16 protein-coding genes, 1 tRNA gene and 1 pseudogene are annotated in these 19,664 nt (G+C 43.4%); 8 read left to right on the top strand and 10 right to left on the bottom strand.

All coding sequences use genetic code 11. The annotated features are described in order from the left end of the window. Positions 1 to 21: 21 nt before the first annotated feature. The 4 genes from MiAbW_RS04760 to cofG form a co-directional block, all read right to left on the bottom strand. On the bottom strand, positions 22 to 1,557 hold the full coding sequence (locus MiAbW_RS04760) for a TolC family protein (RefSeq protein WP_151695236.1): 1,536 nt from the start codon (positions 1,555 to 1,557) through the stop codon (positions 22 to 24). A 68-nt stretch (positions 1,558 to 1,625) separates the two neighbouring features. Continuing rightward, positions 1,626 to 3,167 (bottom strand): gamma-glutamyltransferase, encoded by a 1,542-nt coding sequence (locus MiAbW_RS04755; RefSeq protein WP_151695142.1) that lies wholly within the window; start codon positions 3,165 to 3,167, stop codon positions 1,626 to 1,628. 143 nt (positions 3,168 to 3,310) lie between these two features. After that, positions 3,311 to 4,342 (bottom strand): UDP-3-O-(3-hydroxymyristoyl)glucosamine N-acyltransferase, encoded by a 1,032-nt coding sequence (lpxD, locus tag MiAbW_RS04745; protein ID WP_151695141.1) that lies wholly within the window; start codon positions 4,340 to 4,342, stop codon positions 3,311 to 3,313. A 225-nt stretch (positions 4,343 to 4,567) separates the two neighbouring features. Beyond that, positions 4,568 to 5,455 carry a 7,8-didemethyl-8-hydroxy-5-deazariboflavin synthase subunit CofG gene (gene cofG, locus MiAbW_RS04740; RefSeq protein ID WP_151695140.1) on the bottom strand — a complete coding sequence of 296 codons (888 nt, stop codon included), beginning with the start codon at positions 5,453 to 5,455 and terminating at the stop codon, positions 4,568 to 4,570. A 112-nt stretch (positions 5,456 to 5,567) separates the two neighbouring features. Here cofG and MiAbW_RS04735 point away from each other — a divergent pair, with 112 nt between their 5' ends. After that, positions 5,568 to 7,232 carry a transglutaminase domain-containing protein gene (locus tag MiAbW_RS04735; RefSeq protein WP_151695139.1) on the top strand — a complete coding sequence of 555 codons (1,665 nt, stop codon included), beginning with the start codon at positions 5,568 to 5,570 and terminating at the stop codon, positions 7,230 to 7,232. On the opposite strand, the gene MiAbW_RS04730 is transcribed toward MiAbW_RS04735, so the two are convergent. Continuing rightward, entirely contained in the window at positions 7,229 to 7,495 is a 267-nt protein-coding gene (locus MiAbW_RS04730; RefSeq protein ID WP_108937439.1) for a hypothetical protein, read from the bottom strand. The genes MiAbW_RS04735 and MiAbW_RS04730 overlap by 4 nt on opposite strands. Positions 7,496 to 7,653: 158 nt before the next feature. Continuing rightward, positions 7,654 to 7,726, bottom strand: a tRNA-His gene (locus MiAbW_RS04725). A gap of 103 nt (positions 7,727 to 7,829) precedes the next feature. Here MiAbW_RS04725 and MiAbW_RS04720 point away from each other — a divergent pair. Beyond that, complete coding sequence (locus MiAbW_RS04720) at positions 7,830 to 8,216, top strand: DUF4359 domain-containing protein (RefSeq protein ID WP_151695138.1); 387 nt, start codon at positions 7,830 to 7,832, stop codon at positions 8,214 to 8,216. A 94-nt stretch (positions 8,217 to 8,310) separates the two neighbouring features. Here the strand turns inward: MiAbW_RS04720 and MiAbW_RS04715 are convergent, their stop codons facing one another. Continuing rightward, positions 8,311 to 9,918 carry an MFS transporter gene (locus tag MiAbW_RS04715; protein WP_151695137.1) on the bottom strand — a complete coding sequence of 536 codons (1,608 nt, stop codon included), beginning with the start codon at positions 9,916 to 9,918 and terminating at the stop codon, positions 8,311 to 8,313. Positions 9,919 to 10,473: 555 nt separating this feature from the next. On the opposite strand from MiAbW_RS04715, the gene MiAbW_RS04710 reads away from it, so the two are divergent. Next, a complete protein-coding gene (locus MiAbW_RS04710; protein ID WP_151695136.1) occupies positions 10,474 to 10,905 on the top strand; it encodes an NUDIX domain-containing protein in 432 nt (143 codons plus the stop codon). 203 nt (positions 10,906 to 11,108) lie between these two features. Here MiAbW_RS04710 and MiAbW_RS04705 read toward each other — a convergent pair whose 3' ends face one another. Then, positions 11,109 to 12,326, bottom strand: a complete 1,218-nt coding sequence (locus tag MiAbW_RS04705) for an ABC transporter permease (protein WP_151695135.1) — start codon at positions 12,324 to 12,326, stop codon at positions 11,109 to 11,111. A 163-nt stretch (positions 12,327 to 12,489) separates the two neighbouring features. Continuing rightward, entirely contained in the window at positions 12,490 to 13,974 is a 1,485-nt protein-coding gene (locus MiAbW_RS04700) for an efflux RND transporter periplasmic adaptor subunit (protein ID WP_151695134.1), read from the bottom strand. Here MiAbW_RS04700 and MiAbW_RS19520 point away from each other — a divergent pair. Beyond that, positions 13,916 to 14,062, top strand: coding sequence for a hypothetical protein (locus tag MiAbW_RS19520; protein WP_172456229.1), 147 nt, complete (start codon positions 13,916 to 13,918; stop codon positions 14,060 to 14,062). The two genes, MiAbW_RS04700 and MiAbW_RS19520, sit on opposite strands and share 59 nt — an antisense overlap. A gap of 34 nt (positions 14,063 to 14,096) precedes the next feature. Then, complete coding sequence (locus MiAbW_RS04695) at positions 14,097 to 14,978, top strand: tetratricopeptide repeat protein (RefSeq protein ID WP_151695133.1); 882 nt, start codon at positions 14,097 to 14,099, stop codon at positions 14,976 to 14,978. Positions 14,979 to 15,046: 68 nt separating this feature from the next. On the opposite strand, the gene MiAbW_RS04690 is transcribed toward MiAbW_RS04695, so the two are convergent. Further along, positions 15,047 to 16,234, bottom strand: coding sequence for a glycosyltransferase (locus MiAbW_RS04690; protein WP_151695132.1), 1,188 nt, complete (start codon positions 16,232 to 16,234; stop codon positions 15,047 to 15,049). A 158-nt stretch (positions 16,235 to 16,392) separates the two neighbouring features. On the opposite strand from MiAbW_RS04690, the gene MiAbW_RS04685 reads away from it, so the two are divergent. The 3 genes and pseudogenes from MiAbW_RS04685 to MiAbW_RS04675 all read left to right on the top strand — a co-directional run. Further along, the gene (locus MiAbW_RS04685; protein WP_151695131.1) at positions 16,393 to 17,616 is read left to right on the top strand and encodes an NAD(P)/FAD-dependent oxidoreductase; all 1,224 of its coding nucleotides are present in this window, start codon (positions 16,393 to 16,395) and stop codon (positions 17,614 to 17,616) included. 30 nt (positions 17,617 to 17,646) lie between these two features. Next, positions 17,647 to 18,861, top strand: coding sequence for an S-layer homology domain-containing protein (locus MiAbW_RS04680; RefSeq protein WP_151695130.1), 1,215 nt, complete (start codon positions 17,647 to 17,649; stop codon positions 18,859 to 18,861). 243 nt (positions 18,862 to 19,104) lie between these two features. Next, positions 19,105 to 19,353, top strand: a pseudogene (locus MiAbW_RS04675) (transposase); the annotation flags it as partial. Positions 19,354 to 19,664 lie beyond the last annotated feature (311 nt).

The raw sequence follows: 19,664 nt of genomic DNA, 5'->3' as shown, positions 1-19,664 counted from the left end.
ACAGATCAATAAATCGCACAATTAACGCACTTCAAACAAACGATTATCCGGTAAATTACTAATCGATCGCTGGAGACTATTCAAGGATCTATTATAATCGACGATCGCCTGTAGATAACGACTTCTGGCATCGGTTAAATCCCGTTGGGAGTTGATAACGTCCGTTTGGGTTCCCACACCCGCCTGAAAGCGTAAACGGGCTAATCGCAGACTTTCCGTGGCTGATTCAATGCTTTTTTGTGAGGTTTTAATGTTTTCTTGGTTAGAAATCAAATTATAGTAAGATTCCTCCACCTGAAGGCGGATTTCATTGCGACGGAGGGAGAATTCCGTATCGGCGCGATCGATATTTCTTTCCGCTTGACGAGCGCGAGCAAAAGCACGACCACCATCAAAGAAAGTCCAACGAATCCGGCCGCCAACGCTAAAACCATCGCCAAAACCGGCATCATCACTGAGATCGTTAAGAACATTATACTGACCCAAAAGGTCTACTTGAGGAATCACCGCCGAAATAGCGATCGAGCGGTCTTCTGCGCTAATTTCCCTCTGTAAGAGTTGTTGTTCTAATTCGGCGCGATTTTTGTAGGCCAAAACGATACTATCATCAAGACTTAAGCCCCAAGTTCCCGCCTCGCGAATCTCATCGGCAGCCGTTAACTCAATGTGCTGACCGACACTCAATATCTGTGCCAGTCGCCGTCGGGAAATACGCTGGGTAGAAATCGCCCGGGTTAGGTCTTGGTTAGCGTTGGCTAGGTCAACTTCCGCCTGTAGAACAGCAAATCGGGTTCCTAGTCCCGCTTGCTCCAATAATTGTGCATCCCGTAAACTTTGACTAGCATCTTCGATCGAGGCTTGGGCGATCGCTACTTGGGCATCACCCCTCTGCAATTCATAATAGGCATCGGTGGCATCAAAACGAGTTTGTTCCGAGACTCTTTCCACCTCTAATTCCCGTTGTCGGATCACTTTTTCGGCTCTTTTGATCTGGGCTGTCCGTTCACCCCCTGTATAAACCCCATAGACAATCCGAACACTACCCAGAAAGTTGGTACTATCTTCCGGTGTAACTGCTGGGATTCCCTGTTGACGAGCCAAATTATTCTGTCTTTGGGCAGCTGCCGATTGATCTTGAGTGAGACTGGTTTCCGCTTCGGCCGTGGGTAATAAGGCCGCCTGTTGTTCTTTTAATTGGGCGCGAGCGATTTCTAAATCGACCCGGGCCGTCTGTAAGGTCTGATTATTTTTTAAAGCTAATTCGATCGCTTGATTTAAGGTGAGCGGTTGTACTACCCTAATATTCACCTCATCCGGTTTGGTGGGAAAAATTAGGGGATTGCCACTAGGATTAAGATAATTGGGGGCTTTGGGATCTGCTGCCGTGGTTGCCGGTGCCGCCGAGGGACTGGGTAATTGAGAAACTGGATTGGCAGCAGGTCGGGGTTTCTTCAATAAATCGGCAGCGGACTGAGTTTGTGCCTTAACCGAGGATTCAGCCAAGAAAATCAACCCAAGCACCGCACTCACGGTAATACCATAACGCAAGAGCAACATGAGTATCTCAAAAGTAAACAGTAAACGATAAGAAGTAAATAAGCTCACACCACTATGTTGGCCGATTACTAATTACTAATCACTAATCCTACTCCATCCCGACGCGGATCGCCCGTAGCGGTTAACTCCCCCCAATCATTCACTGCCACCCCATGCACACCCCCAAAAAACATATTTTGTTCTTGCCACTGGGATACTTGAGTATTTGCGGGTAAAACCAGATTTTTGAGCATATTTTCCTGATCTTCTAGGGGTTCAATTCCTAATTGTTGATTTTCCCAATGTATGCGCGAGGCACCGATCGCATCGGGTAAAGATTTCCGAAAATCGATTAAATTGCTAATAACTTGCAAAATGGCGGTGCGAATGCGATTGGAACCCCCAGAACCGAGAACAAATCGCGGCTTTCCGGACTCTAAAATCATCGTCGGGGACATCATTGAGGATAAACGACGATCAACGGGCCAATTGTGAAAACCAAAGGGATTTAAGTCCGCTTCCCCGATCATATTATTGAGCATAATTCCTGTCCCCGGCACGGTATAGGCTGATCCTTCGCCGTTGGAAAAGGTGGCACTGGCGGCATTACCTTCCCCATCGATAATGCTAATATGGGTGGTACTGCCCCATTTATTGGGATATTGACCTAGAAATTCTGGTGAGAGAAATTGCTCTGCGATTCCCTCCTGATGGATAAAATTATCGTAGCCTTGGGCGCGCGCTTGATTGGTTAAGGCCATTACTTCCGTTAAAATTTGCAGATGTTTGGCTCCTAGAGGCTCTAAAACCGATAAATTGACCTTTTCCAGTAATTTTAGGGCAAAAGCTAGGAGAATTCCTCCAGAACTAGGAGGCGGATTAGTCAGGATTTCGTAACCCCGATATTGGCTTTTTAGGGGTTTTCTCTCAAGGACTTGGTAATGACTTAAATCCTCTAGGGTAAGATAACCGCCCTCCTGCATATCTTTGGCGATTTGGTGGGCGATTTCTCCCTCATAAAAGTCTTTTACGCCTTTTTTGCTTAATTCCTCTAGGGTGTTGGCAAAATCCCTCATCACACAGCGATCACCAGCTTGCAGGAGTTTTCCTTGGGGAGCATAGACTTTTAAACCCTCTCTATCTTTGAGCAGGATCGAAGCGAGTAAACCCAGGCAAAAGCCGTTATATTGGCTCAAAATGTAGCCTTGACGAGCATATTCGATCGCTGGTTCCGCTACCACGGCCAAGGGCAATTTTCCCAGTTTTTTCTGCACTGTTTCCAATCCTCGTAATGCACCAGGAGTGGCGATCGCACCTCGTCCGATGTGAAAATCTTGACTAGCACCACCAAAATTGATCGCCACAGGGTAAAAGTCGATATTTGTCAAGGGTTTTTTAGATTTGGGAGTTTGACAAAAAAAATCAAAAAGGGTATTGACTTTTTCTTTGGTATGTGCTAGTAAAAAACCGCCGCCACCCGGGGAAGCGAGGGTGAATTCGACCACGAAAGCCGCTAAAATCGAGCCAACAATCCCATCGAAGGCATTGCCGCCCATTTCTAAGATTAATTGTCCAGCTTCAGCAGTTTTTGGATGTCCTGCGGCGATAGCGCCCTTGCTTTTGCGAGTCACTTTGATCGGGTTGTGGGGTGTAGGGTGTAGGGTGTAGGGAGATGGGGAAGTGGAGAGTGGGGTGTGGGGTGTGGGGTGTGGGGAGAATAAATAAAAATAATCTCCTGTCTCCTGTCTCGGAGTCTCCTGTTTCCTGAATAGGGCTATTTTTGCAACTGCTTAACCGCTTGATAGATTTCGGGTAAACGCTTGTAAGCGGCTGCTACCTTGAGGAATAGTTTATGCGGCATGGCAGGAGAACCAGAAACCACTTCTCCTGCCCTGATATCGTTGTGAATGCCAGCTTGGGCTGTTGCGATCGCACCGTCCCCGATCACTGCTTGATTGGCAATGCCCACCTGTCCTGCTAGAATAACGCGATTGCCTACTTTTACGCCTCCTGCCATGCCCACCTGTCCTGCTAGGGCGCAAGCTTGGCCAATTTGGCAATTATGGGCAATATGGACGAGATTATCGATCTTAGTCTGGCTGCCGATGCGGGTTTCTCCCACTGCCGGGCGATCCACGGCACTATTGCAGCCAATTTCTACCCCATCTTCTAAGACCACGATACCCGATTGTTCCATCTTAAACCAGCCTTCGGGAACAGGCACAAAACCGAAGCCCTCGGCACCAATAACAGCGCCACTGTGGATAACGCAATCATTGCCGATTTGTACCCGTTCATGGATGGTACAGTTAGCGTGGAGAATTGTGCGATCGCCAATATACACCCCGGGGTAAACAACGGCGTTAGGATGAATGCACACCCCATCACCGAGGATGACATTGGCTTCCACTACGGCATGGGCCCCGATGGCAACTTTATGACCGATTTTAGCCGATGGATGCACCACGGCGGTGGCGTGAATGTAGGGTTGGGGCTGAAAGGGTTGATAGAATAATTTGATGGCGTGGGCGAATAAAAGTCGGGGATTGGCACTAGCTAACCAAGCGATGCCGCGTTCGTCGGCCTGTTGTTGTAAATTGGTATCCAGAGGCAGAATTAGGGCAGTAGCCTCAGTTTTGGCGACAAAGGCAGCAAATTTTCCCCCTTCGATATAGCTAATGGTATCGACTAGGGCGGTTTCGATGGGAGTTATGGCTTTAATTTGGGGATTTCTGTCGGGATAGGCGGTCAAACTTTGAGCAGAGACTAAAGGGCTTAATTTTTGGGCAATTTCACTAAATTTCATAAATATATATTGCGATCGAGATCGGGCTGATCATAGGATAGTCTAAGGGTATACTGATAATCTTGTCGTTATTATAGTCAAAAAAGTTGCTGGGTTTTTGGGAAATTATTCTTGAGTTTGATCGAGATATTATGCTGGGATAAATAAGGTTTTTGAGCAAGTTTTGTCTTGAGATTTATATTTAATATTTTAAACTAGATTAGGGCGATACTTTCCCATTTACTCTTACTTATAAACTGGTAAGCGCGCCTTTAATTCCCAGCCAGAAATTGCTAAAAATTCCTTTAATTTATCAGGGTGTAAATGGAGGTAATCGGGATTAACTTCATCGATAATGCCAATACCGCCTAAATCCCGCGCTCCTGCCGCCAAACAATCCAAGATAAAAAGAGGATCGGGTACTAGATTCGGGGGAATTTGAATGACAATATCTGGGGGCAAAATTTCCCTAGCTTGTCTAACTAGATCGGGCAGTTTTTGCAGATCAAAAGGATTATTTTGCCACTGTTCTTTTTTCCCAGTATTGTAGGGTTGTAGGATCACTTCTTGAATATGTCCCCAACGTTGATGAATGGCGGCAATAGTTTCTAAGGTCACTAAGCGATCGCATTCCGTTTCACCAATTCCTAATAATAACCCCGTGGTAAAAGGAATTGCTAATTCTCCCGCCCATTGTAACTGTTCTAAGCGCAGGGACGGCAATTTACTGGGGGCATGACGATGGACAGTATTTAATAAAGTCACCGTCATTTGTTCTAACATTATGCCCATAGATAGATTGACATTTTTCAGTTTTTCCATCTCGGCAAAAGTTAAAATACCCACATTGGTATGGGGATAAAAACCCATATTTAAAGCCAATGCTGCTAAATTATAAATATGCCGAAACCATAACTCTCGATTGGCTGCTAAAGGATGAACTTCCCCGCTAAGAATTAAAATTTCCGTAATTTCTGAACCCTGCAAAGCAGTTAAAATCTCTTTGGCCTTTTCCAAGCTTAACCAGCCATCAGTGCCTAAATCCCTGCGAAAATTACAATAACTGCAACGATTGAAACACTCGTAGGTAGGTACAAGGGTATGAGAGGGACTATAGGTGACAATTCTTGACATTTTTTTCGGGATTGCAGTTCATTACGAGCATTCAAGGGCGAGAAAATTTGCTATCGTGGGGAGAATTGCTGTTTTATTCATTTAAAAACGCTCTCCCTTTTCGCTTCCTCCTATGATTTTCGATCCTGCCAGTCTTTCCTCCCATCGTCAAACGATTCGTCCGATTAGCGCCACAGCCCTGCACGGAATTGTATTTCAAGATAACAAATTAATCGCTATCGACGCAAAAAACGGCTATTTATACCAAATTGCCCTCGATACTGGTCATACAACCGTACTTAATTCCCATCGCTGGCAAGAATTCGTCGGGACGACGGGATTGGCAATCGATGATCAAAATCACCTCTGGTTCACTACTCGCGAAAATCTCTACTGCTGCACTCTCGAAGATTTTACCCCGAAATTTTTTACCCGTCTTCCCTACACCGCTAACGGAGTCGCCGTAACCGGCAACACAATTTATGTCACTTGTCAACGTTCTGGACAAATCTTTATATTTGAGCGCCAATCGGGACAGGAAATTACTCGTTTGTACGCGCCGGGTATCGGCATCGAAAATATCACCATTCGCGGGGAAGAACTTTGGCTAACGGATACCCTAGAACAAACGGTTTACTGTCTCGATCGCGCCACGGGAGAACAGCTTTTTAGCATGATAACTCCTTTTGAATCGCCGACGGGATTGGCATTTTATCGCGATGCTAACAGTGGCAAGGATATATTATATGTGGCCTATGCTTTCCAGGAACCCTGTATCCGCGATAATCCCAATTCCGAACAGGTTCACGAACTTAGTTATCGTCCGCGTACTTTTGTCCATCCTCTATATTTTCACTACGATCCCGCTAAAAAATACACCCTTTCTAACGGTTATCTGATTGAATTATCCTACGTCGAGGAATTGGAACCTCTCTATAATGTCGAACTAAAAGATGTGGAATGGCGCATCGCTTTACCCTTAGAAACACCGCGGCAAAAAATTCGCAGCGTCGAAGCGGTGGGATTGCCTTTTATTGAAGAAATTCAGGACGGGCAGCGGGTAGCAGTATTTAAGTTCGAGCAAATAACCGCCAAACAACGTCATATTTTTGGGTGGAAAGTGGTTTTAGAAGTGTGGGGAATTAAATACCAAATTACCCCCCAAGATTGCGAAAATTTACCCTCCTTACCCGCTGATTTTCCCGATCGCTATTTGATCGATAATGATGATCTGGCCATGAACACAGAAATTATCCTCAATGCTGCCGAAGAAGCGATCGGTCGAGAAACCAATCTCCTCCGAAAAGTTTATAGTATTCGTAATTACGTCTATGATCAGCTTTCCTACGGTATCAAACCCCACATCGACACCCCCGATATTGCCCTGCGGCGCGGAGTGGGTTCCTGTGGGGAATATGTGGGTTTATTATTGGCTTTGTGTCGTCTCAATGGTATTGCCTGTCGCACAGTGGGACGCTATAAATGCCCACCCCATCCCCTGGAACGTAATTTACCCCTCGAACCAGATTACAATCACGTCTGGATGGAATTTTATCTGCCCTCTATCGGTTGGATTCCCATGGAGTCCAATCCCGATGATATTTTTGAAGGTGGTCCCTATCCCAATCGTTTCTTTATGGGTTTAGCTTGGTATCACACGGAAATTGCCAAAGACATCCCCTTTGAACGAATGCTAAGTGAAGGACAACCAGTGTTAAAAACCCAAGTTCCCATCGGCGATTTAGCGATTAATCACGTTCAATTCATCATTCTTGAGGAATTAACCCCAAAAGACTAGAATTCTGAGCCATCATCTAGGATGCCCATTTCTCTATCTCTTTCTTCTTTGAGTTCTTTGACCATTTGTAAACTCGCACCCACACAGAAGCCAATTGCTGCCCCAGCACCGGTCAAATAACGTCTATAGATGATTTGATAGTTATAGGGATTTTTATAGTTGACTTGGCTAGGATTGCGTTCAATGCGGCTAATGCCATAACCAATACCAGCGCCAACTAAGGCCGTTACTAGGCCTGAAAATAGAACTAGACGAAAGTTCATGATCTTATCTCCCGATCAACTCTGACTTTAGATTATCGCTGAAAATTAGTTAATGGCAAGCGATCGCAATAATTTGTTAAGTAGTCGTGCCAAATTAATTTCCATTTTTGAGATCGGAGACAGGAGACTACCTAGTAGATGGGAGTAGTTCATAAGAGGGCGAACGAGGGGACTTGAACCCCCGAATGGTGGAACCACAATCCACTGCCTTAACCACTTGGCTACGCTCGCCTTACACCTTTGCTATTATAGCACAAAACGAATGGTTGGCAACAGGTTTTTTATCCTAAATTCAGGCTATGGTTAGGGTAAGTGAGTGATGGTTTGAGAGCTTATGAAATTGGCACGGTTAGGGGGAGTGGTGGTAGGAGTGGTTTTAGGGGGAATTGCGGGGATATTGCTGACAACTAACCCCAATCGTGAAGATTACGAACAATACGCTTCTCAGAGGTTAACTAGCTATCTTCGGGATTATGTCTGCGCTCGGGCGCAAGCTTCCCTCGAGGTGCAAGCTCTCTTGCGGGGTTACTGTAAAATGTTGGTGGATACGGGTCATCCTTTTTTACAAGAAGCGATCGCCACTAATACCACGAGAAAAAATTTTCTCATTTTCAGTGTTTATCAAACGGAATTATGGTTCCCTCCCCCTTTACCTAGTTACCACTTCAGCAGTGTCGGTTTTTTGAATAAATTATACATCTACGAAGCTTTAGAACTGTAATCAGGCAATGGGTGTGGGGATTTTTAAAACCTAGACCCAAACTAACTTTTGGATACGCTGCACAGTTGGCCTTCATAGCTTGATTCAGCAAGGCCTACTTTTCTTCTTGTCTTCTTGCTGCTAATTGGTCTAAAATTTCGGCGTGAACTTGGCGAGTAATTGGATAAAAATAGGCAAGAATTAAGCTAATGATCAGGAAAAATGCTGGTAAAGGCGCAATTGCTAGGCGAATTGCTATTAAAGCACTATCTGGCTGCACAGGAATTGCTTCTCCTGGTATTCTCGGTTTAAAACCCGATGTTTCTAGGGCAATACCGACAAGAAATAACCCGAAAGCTAAACCAATTTTTTGCAAAAGTACCATGAAAGCATAAAAAATCCCTTCTCGACGTTTTCCTGTTTCTAATTCGTCTAATTCAATCACATCAGGAACCATTGACCAAGGAATTAAATAGGCCACAGATACGCCAAATCCCGCCAAAACTGCCAAAGCATACATTAAAGTTATTTCTCCTGGTTGGAGCAAAAATAAACCGATTTGGGCAATAATCCAGACTGTCATCCCTAAAAAATAGACTATTTTTTTGTCTAATTTCTGACTAACTGCTTGCCAGAAAAATAACATCACTAAAGCTGTTCCCTGGACTGCTAAAGCGACTAAACCCGATTCTGCTTCCGATAGTCTCATGTAGCTGACGACGTAGTAAACCAAAATCGATGCGGTTAATTGTACTCCTAACCAAGCACAAAGATAGATGCCAATAACGTATAAAAAGGGACGATTACCAAAAACTATTTTTAATTGTTCTTTCAGGGGAATAGTTTCGGTATTATTAGCGGCTTCCCTCTGTTTAATTGCTGCGCTATCCCTGAGATGATTTTCAGTTTTGCCATAGTAAAGGGTTAACCCTGAAACTATCCCTTGTATTCCTAATAAAATTGTGGAAATAGCGATAAAGTCCCTGGTATTTACCCCAATTTTTCCTAGTCCATAGACCGAGGAAAGCGCACCGATAACTATACAAGCAATTGCCAAAACTTTTTTCTGAGGGGGATTGAGAATCGCTTTTGCTCCTCGTTCTTGTAAAACTAAAGCGCACCAAATAACTGCTATAATCGATATTAAAGCACAAACTACACCTAACAATAAAAAAGCCTGATGGAGATTGTTTGCATAGGACGATGAGACGAGAATATAGAGAATTAATGAGAGAATGCTACCCCCGATAGAAAAGGCAAAACGAAAACTATTTAAGCGGGTTCTCTCATTATAATCATGGGTTAATTCAGGGGTGAGAGCCTGGTAGGGAAGATTGACTACTGTATAGGTTAAATTAAAGATAATGCCGATAAAAATATAATATAAAAATAGCCATAATTGGTTATTAGTCGGGATTAACCACAGTAAAAAATAGCTAATTCCGAAGGGAATTGAACCCAATAACATCCATGGTAAGCGACGACCCCAGATCGTACGAGTTCGATCGCTCCACATTCCAATAATCGGATCGTTAATAGCGTCGAAAATTCTCACCACCATCAGCACACTACCAGCTAATCCAGCCGATAATCCTGCCACATCAGTCAGGAAAAATAGCAGGTAAAATACCGAGATATTGGCAGTGATAGCCGGTCCTAAATCGCCAGCACCATAGGCGATCTTTGTGGTTAAATTGAGTCTTTCAGCAGTTAAATGATCCATAAAAGCAATTACAGAGATTAAAATAAGCTTAACCGTTATCGGGGCATTTGTAACCTGTGTCAGAGCAGTTGAGGAGGTTTAATTTTTTTTGTCTCTAGTAATTTCTGAAAATATCTAGCATAAAAAGAGCCAGATTCCTCGATCAAACAAGGGACAAAGAAATGGCTTTATCTGTGGCATCTGGGAAAATTCTGACTATTTCCCCGTCCTTCACTTCCTATCTATCGCCTTGGCCAGCATTATGAGCTAAACTGACTAATATCAGTTATTTTAGCTATCAGCATCAGAATTATCCTTATTTTGGCAGTTACACTTAAGAAGATCGACTGGATTGTTCTTTTTCGGACTGTTAGCGGTTAGGGTCTATTACTTGGGGGACGATCGAAATAGATAAAAAAAGTGTGATAATACAGATAGAAGAAAGTGGCAGCATCCTACTTGTTACCTGAGTATAAATACTTAAGTTTAAATAAAAGGTATGAAGGCCAACTGTACATAGTATCCAAAAGTCGGTTTGGGTTGAGGGTTTAAAAATCCCACAAAAGAAGATTCAGAATGACAACCTATCGTAATCCTGCTCCCACTGTTGATATTATCATCGAACTGATCGACTCGCCCCACCGTCCGATCTTGCTGATTGAGAGAAAAAATCCGCCCTTTGGTTGGGCAATTCCGGGAGGATTCGTGGACTACGGTGAATCAGTGGAAACGGCGGCCATTCGGGAAGCTTACGAGGAAATCAGTTTGCAGGTGCAGTTAATCGAGCAATTTCACGTCTATTCCGATCCTAACCGCGATCCACGTCAACACACCATTAGTATTGTTTTTATCGCCACGGCAAAAGGCAAACCAATTGCTGCCGATGATGCCAAAAAAGTCGGGGTTTTTCATCTCTGGGAATTCCCCCAACCTTTATGCTTTGACCATGATCGCATTCTCAATGATTATCGTCGTTATCGAGATTATCAAATTCGTCCCACACATTAGACCTCTTGTAAAAATCAAAAATTGTTGTTAGGGTTGGGAGTCAGTAGCCAGTAGTCAGGAGTCAGGAGAATAAATAATAATCAATTAAATGGTCTATTTACAGATTTAAGGAAACGTTAAAAAATTAAGCTAAGGCGCATTTTAACCGCCTATCCTGAGATTAGCTGAATCTCCCCCAATCCCTTTACTAATGCGCGGGCAGCTTAGACACTTCTGAGGGCGACAATCGGTTCTAATTTAGAGGCACGATAGGCGGGAAAAACGCCAAAAAAGAGACCAATACCCGTGGAAACGCTCAAAGACAGGGCGACGGCGGTGGCGGAAACAGTGGCAGCCAGGGGAGAGAAACTGGAGACGAGAACGATCGCTCCTGCACCGACGAGAATACCAAGGGCACCACCAGCGATGGAAACAAGAGTTGATTCAATCAGGAATTGTAAGAGAATATCCTGTTCTCTGGCTCCGATCGCTTTTCTTAGTCCGATTTCCCCGGTTCTTTCCGAAACCGAAACGAGCATAATATTCATCACCCCGATACCACCGACAATTAGGGAAATACCGGCGATTAGAGCCAAAAGTAGGGTTAGTCCCTGGGTAATCGTGCCGAAGATTTCGATCATCTGTTTAGCAGTTTCGACGCGAAAATCATCCTCAGCGACGATTTTATGGCGTAAACGCAGGAGATTCTGGATTTGGAACTTAGCAGCACGGATTTCCTCCCCCGATCGCGCGGTGAGACTAATCCAACTCAACTCGACACCGTAGGGAGAGGTTTTGCCCACCAGTTGCGAGTTCATGGTGCTAAGGGGAATAATCAGCATTTCATCCTGATTATTGCCAAAAAAGGAGCCTTTCGCCTCTAAAATCCCGATCACCTCAAAACTAAGATTTTTGATCCGCAGCTGTTGACCGAGGGGATTTTGGGTGGGGAAAAGTTGCGATGCCACTTCACGGCCGATCACCGTTACCCGTTTGTTACGGGCTAGATCGATATTATTGATAAAACGACCTTTTTCTAGGGTAAAATTGCGGACAGAAGCGTATTCTGGGGTGCTTCCCGTGACTAGAGCCGTCATATTGCGATTACGATAGGAAATCAGGAAACGAGCGTTTATTTCCGGGGCGACTTCGGCGACGGTGGGAACCTGTTCGGCGATCGCTTGAGCATCGGCTAAAACTAAGGTTTTCGGTAAATTAACGGTGGTATTGCGTGCTTGTCGCGACCCTGGCACCACAAAAATGGTATTCGGTCCCAAGTTAGCAAACTGGTCATTGGCTAAGGTTTGCGCCCCTTGGCCAATACCGATCATGGCCACCACCGAAGCGTTACCGATGATAATTCCTAACATGGTCAGGCCGCTACGCACTTTATTGGCCCCTAGGGTGGAGACGGCCATTTTTAAACTTTCGATGATAAACATATCAGTTATCAGTTATCAGTTATCAGTTATCAGTTATCAGTTATCGGTTATCGGTTAGATAGTTGTAGGGTTTTGGGGTATTAGTTGAATTCCCCCATTCCCCCATTTATCGAATCCTGACCTAGCATAAAAAAGACAATTTAGGAATACTTGTTAAAGAAAATTATCGAGATTTTTGATTAGTTTTCGAGGTATCTTCGGCCCCTTCGGGGAGATCGATAAAGACCTTTTCTCCAGCTTCCAAACCTGATAAAATTTGAGTTTTATCGTCTAAGACCAAACCGATCGAAACGGGTTTAAAACTGGGTTTATTTGCGCCATCGGGAACTAAAACCCCTGACTTGCCTTCCCGGGTGACAATGGCGACAGTCGGCACGACCAGGGCATTATCTAACTGCTGGCCGACAAAAGTTACATCCACATTCATTTTCGATTTGAGTTTGTCGCGTCCCGTCACCAAACCGATTCTCACTTCAAAAGAAGTAACATTATCCTCGATAATTGCTTCAGGAGCCACGAGAATAACTCGACCTTCAAAGACTTCTTCAGGGAAAGCATCGGCGACAATTCGCACGGGTTGGCCGCGCTGCAATAAACCCACATCTACTTCTGGCACTTTAGCAATCACTTCCAATCCCGATGCTAGGGCGATAATCGAGGTGGAAGTAGCGGAAGCGGTACTAGAGGCCGAAGTGGTGGGAGTGACAAAAGAACCCTCGGTGGCGTATTTTTGGGTGACGATGCCATCAAAGGGAGCAGTAATGACCGTATCGCGGTATTGAATCTTAACTTGCTCTAAATCGGCCCTAGCGGCCGCTACAGATGATTCTAGTCGAGCCAGCTCGGTTTCTTGGGTTTTTTGGCGTTGTTCGAGGGCAAATTTCGCTTCTGCGATCGCTGCTGCCGCTCCTATCATTTCCTGCTCAATTCCGGCCACTTCTGGGGAAGCGGTTTTATCCGCTTGTTCCAAACGGCGGATCGATTCGTCTAAATTGGCTTTAGCGTTGAGATATTCATTGAGGACGGCATCAAATTGGTCTTGAGCGATCGCCCCTTCCCGGACTAAATTTTCATTGCGTTTAACCCGATTTTCTGCTAGTCGAAAACGGGATTGGGCTGCTTGTACCTGAGCTTGCAGCTGGTCTAAATCTTTGGGAATTCTTTCTTTGGCCTGAGCTAAACGGGCTTCTAATTGCTTATAACTGGCCTGGGCCTGATAAAATCGGGCTTGTAATTGCCGGATATCTTCGGGAATACTGCGTTTAGCCTGTTCCAGACTGGCTAGAGCTTCCCGCAGATGCGCTTCTGACTGCATCCCCTGGGCATACACCTCTAAATTATCCATGACGGCGAGGGTTTGTCCCTTTTTAACGATCATGCCCTGATCCACCAATAATCGCACTAATCGGCCGGGGTTTTTCGGGCTAATGTTGACACTTTGGATTGGTTCCACCCTACCACTAGCTTTAATTTCCACAGCGAGGGTTTCCCGTTGAGCAGGAACGGTCATTTTCGCCAATTCTAGGGCAGGAGGAGGAGTTTGCAGCAAGCGATAAGAAACCACTCCCACCGCCAGAAAACCACTAGCCATGAGTCCGAATATCCAAAATAGGGGGCGATTTGATTTTCCCAACACGGTTATTGCCATCGATGAGCCGAAAGTTAATTGGTTATATACTAACGTCTCTAGAGTTGCCTTTGTTGTTTCTTTAGCCAACAACTCCCAAGCGAGATAGACTGATTTAAAAAGGCCTATCGCGGGGGTAAACTGTGCCAAAACTTCAATTAATCATTTCTTTGCTCATTTTTTTCGTCGCTGGCAGCCCGCCGGCTTTTTCCCAAGCACTACTCCCCTACGCCATCGAACCGGAGTTAGAACAGATGGAACAAGCGGGAATTGAAATGGCTGAGGATGCCATCCAATTAGCTCGTTTCCGCCGTACCGATGCGGCCCTCGGACGGGCTAAGTTAGCGGTGCAGTTAGCCCCCCATCTCTATCAAACTTGGTTTATTCTCGGTAGTTTATATCTGCAAGACGATCAGGTGCAACTCGGTATCGAGGCATTAAATCAATCTTTGTCCCTTGCTCCCGCCGATGCCCACGCTAATATTAAATTTTCCCTCGGTAGTGCTTATTTTCAGAATCAAGATTACCAGTCTGCTATTGCCCAGATTGAAGCGGGTTTGCAAATGAAACCCGATATCTCCCCCGCTCTTTTTGATCTCGGTAATTCCTATCTCAAGTTAGCACAATATCCCCAAGCGATTGCAGCTTACGAAAAAGCTGTTAGTCAAGATAAAAATTTTTGGCCCGCTATTAATAATATTGGTTTAGTTAAATACGAACAGGGTGATAAGGAAGCAGCTCTTCAAGATTGGCGGGCCGCTTTGAAAATCGATCCTAAACAGGCGGAACCTCAGTTAGCTATTGCGGTGGCTGTTTATAGTCAAGGGAAAACCGAGGAGGGCATCAAATTAGCTCAGGCCGCTCTCACTAGCGATAGTCGTTATGTCAGTCTGGAATTTTTGGGGGAAAATCTTTGGGGTAAACGTCTTCTGCAAGATACGGAGAAAATGTTTAATCATCCTAAAATGAAAGATTTTATCGCTCGTTTACCACAACCAACGCCAGAAGTTGAGGAAGAAAATTAAGCTTATAGCAGCAAGCATTAAGATAACTACTTAGTTAATTTGTTAGGAATTCTTGAGGCTTGCTCTAGCTAATTAGGATAAACTCGCCCTTTCCAACCTCCTCCTTGACCGCGCCAATAACGCAGGGCAGAATCGACGGTCATTAAACTATAAAAGAGGGCAATTAGGGGTAAAGTTAAAGCCCGCAGGGGGTATAATTTATATAGTCTTAAAGTCGGGCTATAGGAAAGGGATATTATTAATAAGGTTATGGTGCTAATTATAATCATTGATGTTTCTTTTAAGACCAATCCCCAGATTAAACCCAAGGGGGCGGCTAGATAGGTTAAAAACATCCCGAAAATTGTCCCTATTAACCAAAGTATTGAGTAATTTAGTTGTGTAAAGGCGGTGCGGGCTACCATATTCCAAATGCTGGCTAAATCGGGATAGGGACGAAGACTATAGGTGGTTTCTGTTAATCCTAACCAGATGGATTTCTCAGTATTTTCAGGGTGATTTTGCAGATATTTTTTAACCGCAATCGCCAAGGAACAATCATCAATCAAAGCTTGTTTAAGAATCTCAATACCGCCAATTTTTTCTAGGATATCTCGGCGAATTAAAATGCAGCCCCCAGCGGCGGCAGCTATCGGGGAATTAGGATTATTAACTAGGGGAAAAGGATAGAGTTTCTCGAAGAAAAAAACAAAGGCAGGAATAAGAAATTTTTCCCAAAAACTGTCACAATTTAGCAACACCATCAGGGAAACTAAAGCTTGTTTTTCTTGTACTGCCTTAGTGACTAATTGGGTTAAATTATCCGGTGCGTGGGCAATATCGGCATCGGTGAACAGAAAATAATCGGGGGCGAATTTCTCGGTAGCCTCTGTTATTCCCTGTTTCATTGCCCATAATTTACCCGTCCATCCTATCTCTAAAGGTTGTCCAGAAATAATAGTTATTTGTCCAGATTTATGATATTTATCGGCAATTTCTTGGGCAACTTTCCCCGTGTAATCACTGCTTTGATCGTCAATTAAAATAATCGAAAATTCTCCTTGATAATCTTGGTTAAAGAGTGAGGTTAAACTGATAGGTAAAACGTCGGCTTCGTTTCTTGCGGGGATAATTGCCGAGACTTTTGGATAATTTGTTAAAGTAGAAGTGACAGGATTAATTTTTTGGTTAGATAGCCAAAATTGTCCCCTAGCTAAAATTAAATATAACCAAATTATCAGCGATAGGGAAGTAACTAATAATAGTAAGAATGTCATAAGCCAGTTTGCATTTAAAGTTATAATTTCGATGATGGGATAGAAAACAAGGCAAAAAGAGAATCAAATTTAGATGGACAACAGCTTAACCATTTGGGGTTTAACAAAGGGCAATTTAGGGTAAAATAGAAGCAAATTGGCAAGGCGAGGGAGTGACCATGGATTATGATGTCGTAATTATTGGGGGGGGACCGGCGGGAGGTCACTGTGGTAGATTATTAAGTGAAAAAGGTTATCGTGTTCTTTTAGTGGAACAACATTCTAGTTGGCAAGATAATAACTTTTCTAGTGCCGCTTCTCCCCTAGAAATTTTAGAACAATTCAATCTCCCCGAAACCGTAGTGGCTAGGTTTTGGAAAAATATTGAAATTATCTCCACTAGCATACATCGTTCTTGGTCATCACCGCAACCTTTAGGGGTAGTTTTTGATTTTGCCAAGTTGCGAGAGTTTTTAGCCGCAGAAGTGCTGCGTTGGGGGGGAGAAGTTCGTTTAGGTTGTCGTTATCTGAAATATGAACAGATGGAGGATCAGCTAACTGTTTTCTTGAAATCAAAAGGCGAGGAAATCGAGACAGTTACTACTCGTTTATTGGTTGATGCTACGGGATACGCTAGAGGGGTTATGTATAAACATAAACGAGAAAAACCTAATTTTTTAAAAGCAGTTGGTATTGAATATTTAATTGCTGTGCCAGAACTAGATTATCAAAAATATCAAGATAATTTAGTATTTTTTCTCGGTCATAAATGGAGTCCTAAGGGTTATGGCTGGATTTTTCCTATGGATAATCAGCAATTAAAAATAGGAGCTGCTTGGTTAGAGGGAGAACATCCTTATATTCCTGAAGTTAAGCCTTTAAAAAGTTATATTACACAAATTATTCAAACCTACATGAATCTCTCTAAATATGATATAATCGACATTCATGGCTCTATTTTAGAATATTCGCTCAATCTGCAAGATATTTATTATCAAGAACCGAATATTATAGCGATTGGTGATGCGGTTTCTACGGTTAACTTTTTAGGAGGGGAAGGTATTCGCCATGCTATGAAAGGAGCCGAAATTGCTTGTGAATACATAGAAGAATATTTACAGGGAAAATCGAGCAGTTTTGCCCCTTATCAACAGCGGATGCAAGAATATTTTCAACCAAAATGGAATTTATCCGATCGCCTCAGTCGCAAAGTTTATTTAGAATATAGTGATGCGCGTATAGATCAAGGAGTATCCTATCTCAAGTATCTTGCCACCCAGGATATAATCGACATTTTATTTTACTACAAATTTGAAAAATACACAAAAGGATTAGGAAGATTTCTGCTGGGGAAATTACGTCAATGGTGGCGCAAAATTTTTCCTAGTCAAAACCCTGGGTAAATAAGCTAGGATAAAGCTAAGGAAACAATATTGGTAAAGACCGTGAGTAAGTTTATTCGCTACAGTACAATGATCACCCTGCTGGGCATTTTAGCAGCCTGTAGTGGCAATCCTGCCCTAGAAAATCGTCTGGCTGCCGATCCTAATCTACAAACAAATCCCATACCAGAAAACTCTCCTAATAACAGGCAATTACCCGCAAATTTTCCCGCAGAAATTCCTCGATATAGTCAATCAGAATTATTATCGGTGCAGACAAATCCTGATAATACTGCTGGGCAAACCCGTTGGCAATCCAACGATCCTAGCAATGCGATCGAGGCTTTTTATCAACAGGAATTAGTTAATAATAATTGGGAAATTATCACTCCCTTTTCTGGGGAAGGAGTCAATAGTACCCTAACGGCCCGTCGAGATAATTTAGAATTAACTATCACCATAACTGCCACTTCTCCCAATACCGAATATAGCCTCGATTATCGTCCAATAGGAACCCCAATTGCGTCCCCTATTCCCTCCCCTAGTCCCTCCCCTAGTCCCTCCCCGTTACCCAATCTCAATCCCACCAGTTTTAACGATCTCGAATCCTTACATAATCCATTAAAAAGCTACATTCAAGACTTAGCTAGATTAGGAGTATTAACAGGTAATAACAGTCAGTTTAACCCTAATAATACAATAACGCGCCGAGAATTTGCTCGCTGGTTGTTACAGGCTAATAATGCCATTTATGCTAATGTAGCGGGTAAACAAATACGTTTAGCTACTGCCAATAGTTCCCCAGCTTTTAGTGATGTTAAAAATAACGATCCCGATTATATTTATATTCAAGGATTAGCGGAAGCGGGGTTAATTTCCTCTCCTTTAACGGGAGATAGTAGTGCGATTTTATTCCGTCCCAATTCCCCTTTAACCCGGGAAGATTTAATCGCTTGGAAAGTGCCATTAGATATCAGAAAAGCTTTACCGAGCGCCAATCTTGATACAATTAAAAATACTTGGGGTTTTCAGGATACTAATAAAATTAACCCGCAGCTGGTGCGCGCTCTTTATGCCGATTTTCAAAATGCCGAACAAGCCAATATTCGGCGAGTTTTTGGTTTTACTACCCTATTTCAGCCAAAAAGACCAGTAACTCGCGCTGAAGCTGCCGCTACTTTATGGTATTTTGGTTTTCAGGGTGATGGTGTTTCCGCTGCCGACGCTGTGCAAGGTCAAGATACACAACAGAGTGGGATTAATTAATAGGTAAATGTTGTTTTTTTCTAACAATTTAGGATGGGAGAGTAGTAAAAATTGTCCTTAAAAGGTGTCCATCTATCATTATTTGATGAAGCACAACCAGCTTTAGGTAAGCATGGTACTTTCAATCCTAATCATAAAATAATCAGTACATCGATGGCAGAAGTGTTAAACGTTGAGAAAAGTGAGACAAAAAATGCTATTACAGACAGAATCCAGACAAATTGTTACCTTCACAATAGGGAGTTTGCCGTGGCGGCTTTCTGTGATCTAGAAAGTCTGACTAAATTTCGGATAGCAACGGATTTACCTTGAGAAGGGGAAGGGGCGGTCAGCAATGAAGAAATCGGGGAAATATACCGACAAAGATGGCAGATAGAACTTCTGTGGAAGTTCTTGAAAATGCACATTAAACTCGACAACCTCATTACCAAAAATGAAAAGGGAATTCGGATACAAATCTATAGCTGTATGATCGCCTACCTAATTTTACAATAGTGTTGATGAGTTACCTGCAGCTTATGAAATGCAAGATCTAGCCCAGACTGTAGCAGAACTCAGAGTATATGATGGACTACTTTGAAATTCTCAAAACTTTGTCCGTCCAACGGTTGGCTTCGGTGCGGTAGCACTCCAGAACCAGCCACCACAAGCAAAGACTTTAAGCGAGTGAAGCAAAAGATGACTACTACCCTTGAAAGCTTACAGGAATTTATTGATTTTTGTCAACAGCATATTACTGGCAAAGAAAGGAAAGAAGCTCAGATTTTCCTAGACCGTTTCTTTCGAGCTTTTGGTCATAAAGG

It is taken from the genome of Microcystis aeruginosa NIES-4325 (genome assembly GCF_008974145.1).
In the GTDB taxonomy this organism is placed as follows: Bacteria; Cyanobacteriota; Cyanobacteriia; order Cyanobacteriales; family Microcystaceae; genus Microcystis; species Microcystis aeruginosa_G.
This window is presented reverse-complemented; position numbering and strand designations above follow the sequence as displayed.

What these genes read in the sequence shown, in the direction of transcription:
- MiAbW_RS04760 (WP_151695236.1), bottom strand. Translation starts at nt 1,557, where the DNA reads ATGTTGCTCTTGCGTTATGGTATTACCGTGAGTGCGGTGCTTGGGTTG.
- lpxD (WP_151695141.1), bottom strand. Translation starts at nt 4,342, where the DNA reads ATGAAATTTAGTGAAATTGCCCAAAAATTAAGCCCTTTAGTCTCTGCT.
- cofG (WP_151695140.1), bottom strand. Translation starts at nt 5,455, where the DNA reads ATGTCAAGAATTGTCACCTATAGTCCCTCTCATACCCTTGTACCTACC.
- MiAbW_RS04735 (WP_151695139.1), top strand. Translation starts at nt 5,568, where the DNA reads ATGATTTTCGATCCTGCCAGTCTTTCCTCCCATCGTCAAACGATTCGT.
- MiAbW_RS04730 (WP_108937439.1), bottom strand. Translation starts at nt 7,495, where the DNA reads ATGAACTTTCGTCTAGTTCTATTTTCAGGCCTAGTAACGGCCTTAGTT.
- MiAbW_RS04720 (WP_151695138.1), top strand. Translation starts at nt 7,830, where the DNA reads ATGAAATTGGCACGGTTAGGGGGAGTGGTGGTAGGAGTGGTTTTAGGG.
- MiAbW_RS04715 (WP_151695137.1), bottom strand. Translation starts at nt 9,918, where the DNA reads ATGGATCATTTAACTGCTGAAAGACTCAATTTAACCACAAAGATCGCC.
- MiAbW_RS04710 (WP_151695136.1), top strand. Translation starts at nt 10,474, where the DNA reads ATGACAACCTATCGTAATCCTGCTCCCACTGTTGATATTATCATCGAA.
- MiAbW_RS04705 (WP_151695135.1), bottom strand. Translation starts at nt 12,326, where the DNA reads ATGTTTATCATCGAAAGTTTAAAAATGGCCGTCTCCACCCTAGGGGCC.
- MiAbW_RS19520 (WP_172456229.1), top strand. Translation starts at nt 13,916, where the DNA reads ATGAGTCCGAATATCCAAAATAGGGGGCGATTTGATTTTCCCAACACG.
- MiAbW_RS04700 (WP_151695134.1), bottom strand. Translation starts at nt 13,974, where the DNA reads ATGGCAATAACCGTGTTGGGAAAATCAAATCGCCCCCTATTTTGGATA.
- MiAbW_RS04690 (WP_151695132.1), bottom strand. Translation starts at nt 16,234, where the DNA reads ATGACATTCTTACTATTATTAGTTACTTCCCTATCGCTGATAATTTGG.
- MiAbW_RS04685 (WP_151695131.1), top strand. Translation starts at nt 16,393, where the DNA reads ATGGATTATGATGTCGTAATTATTGGGGGGGGACCGGCGGGAGGTCAC.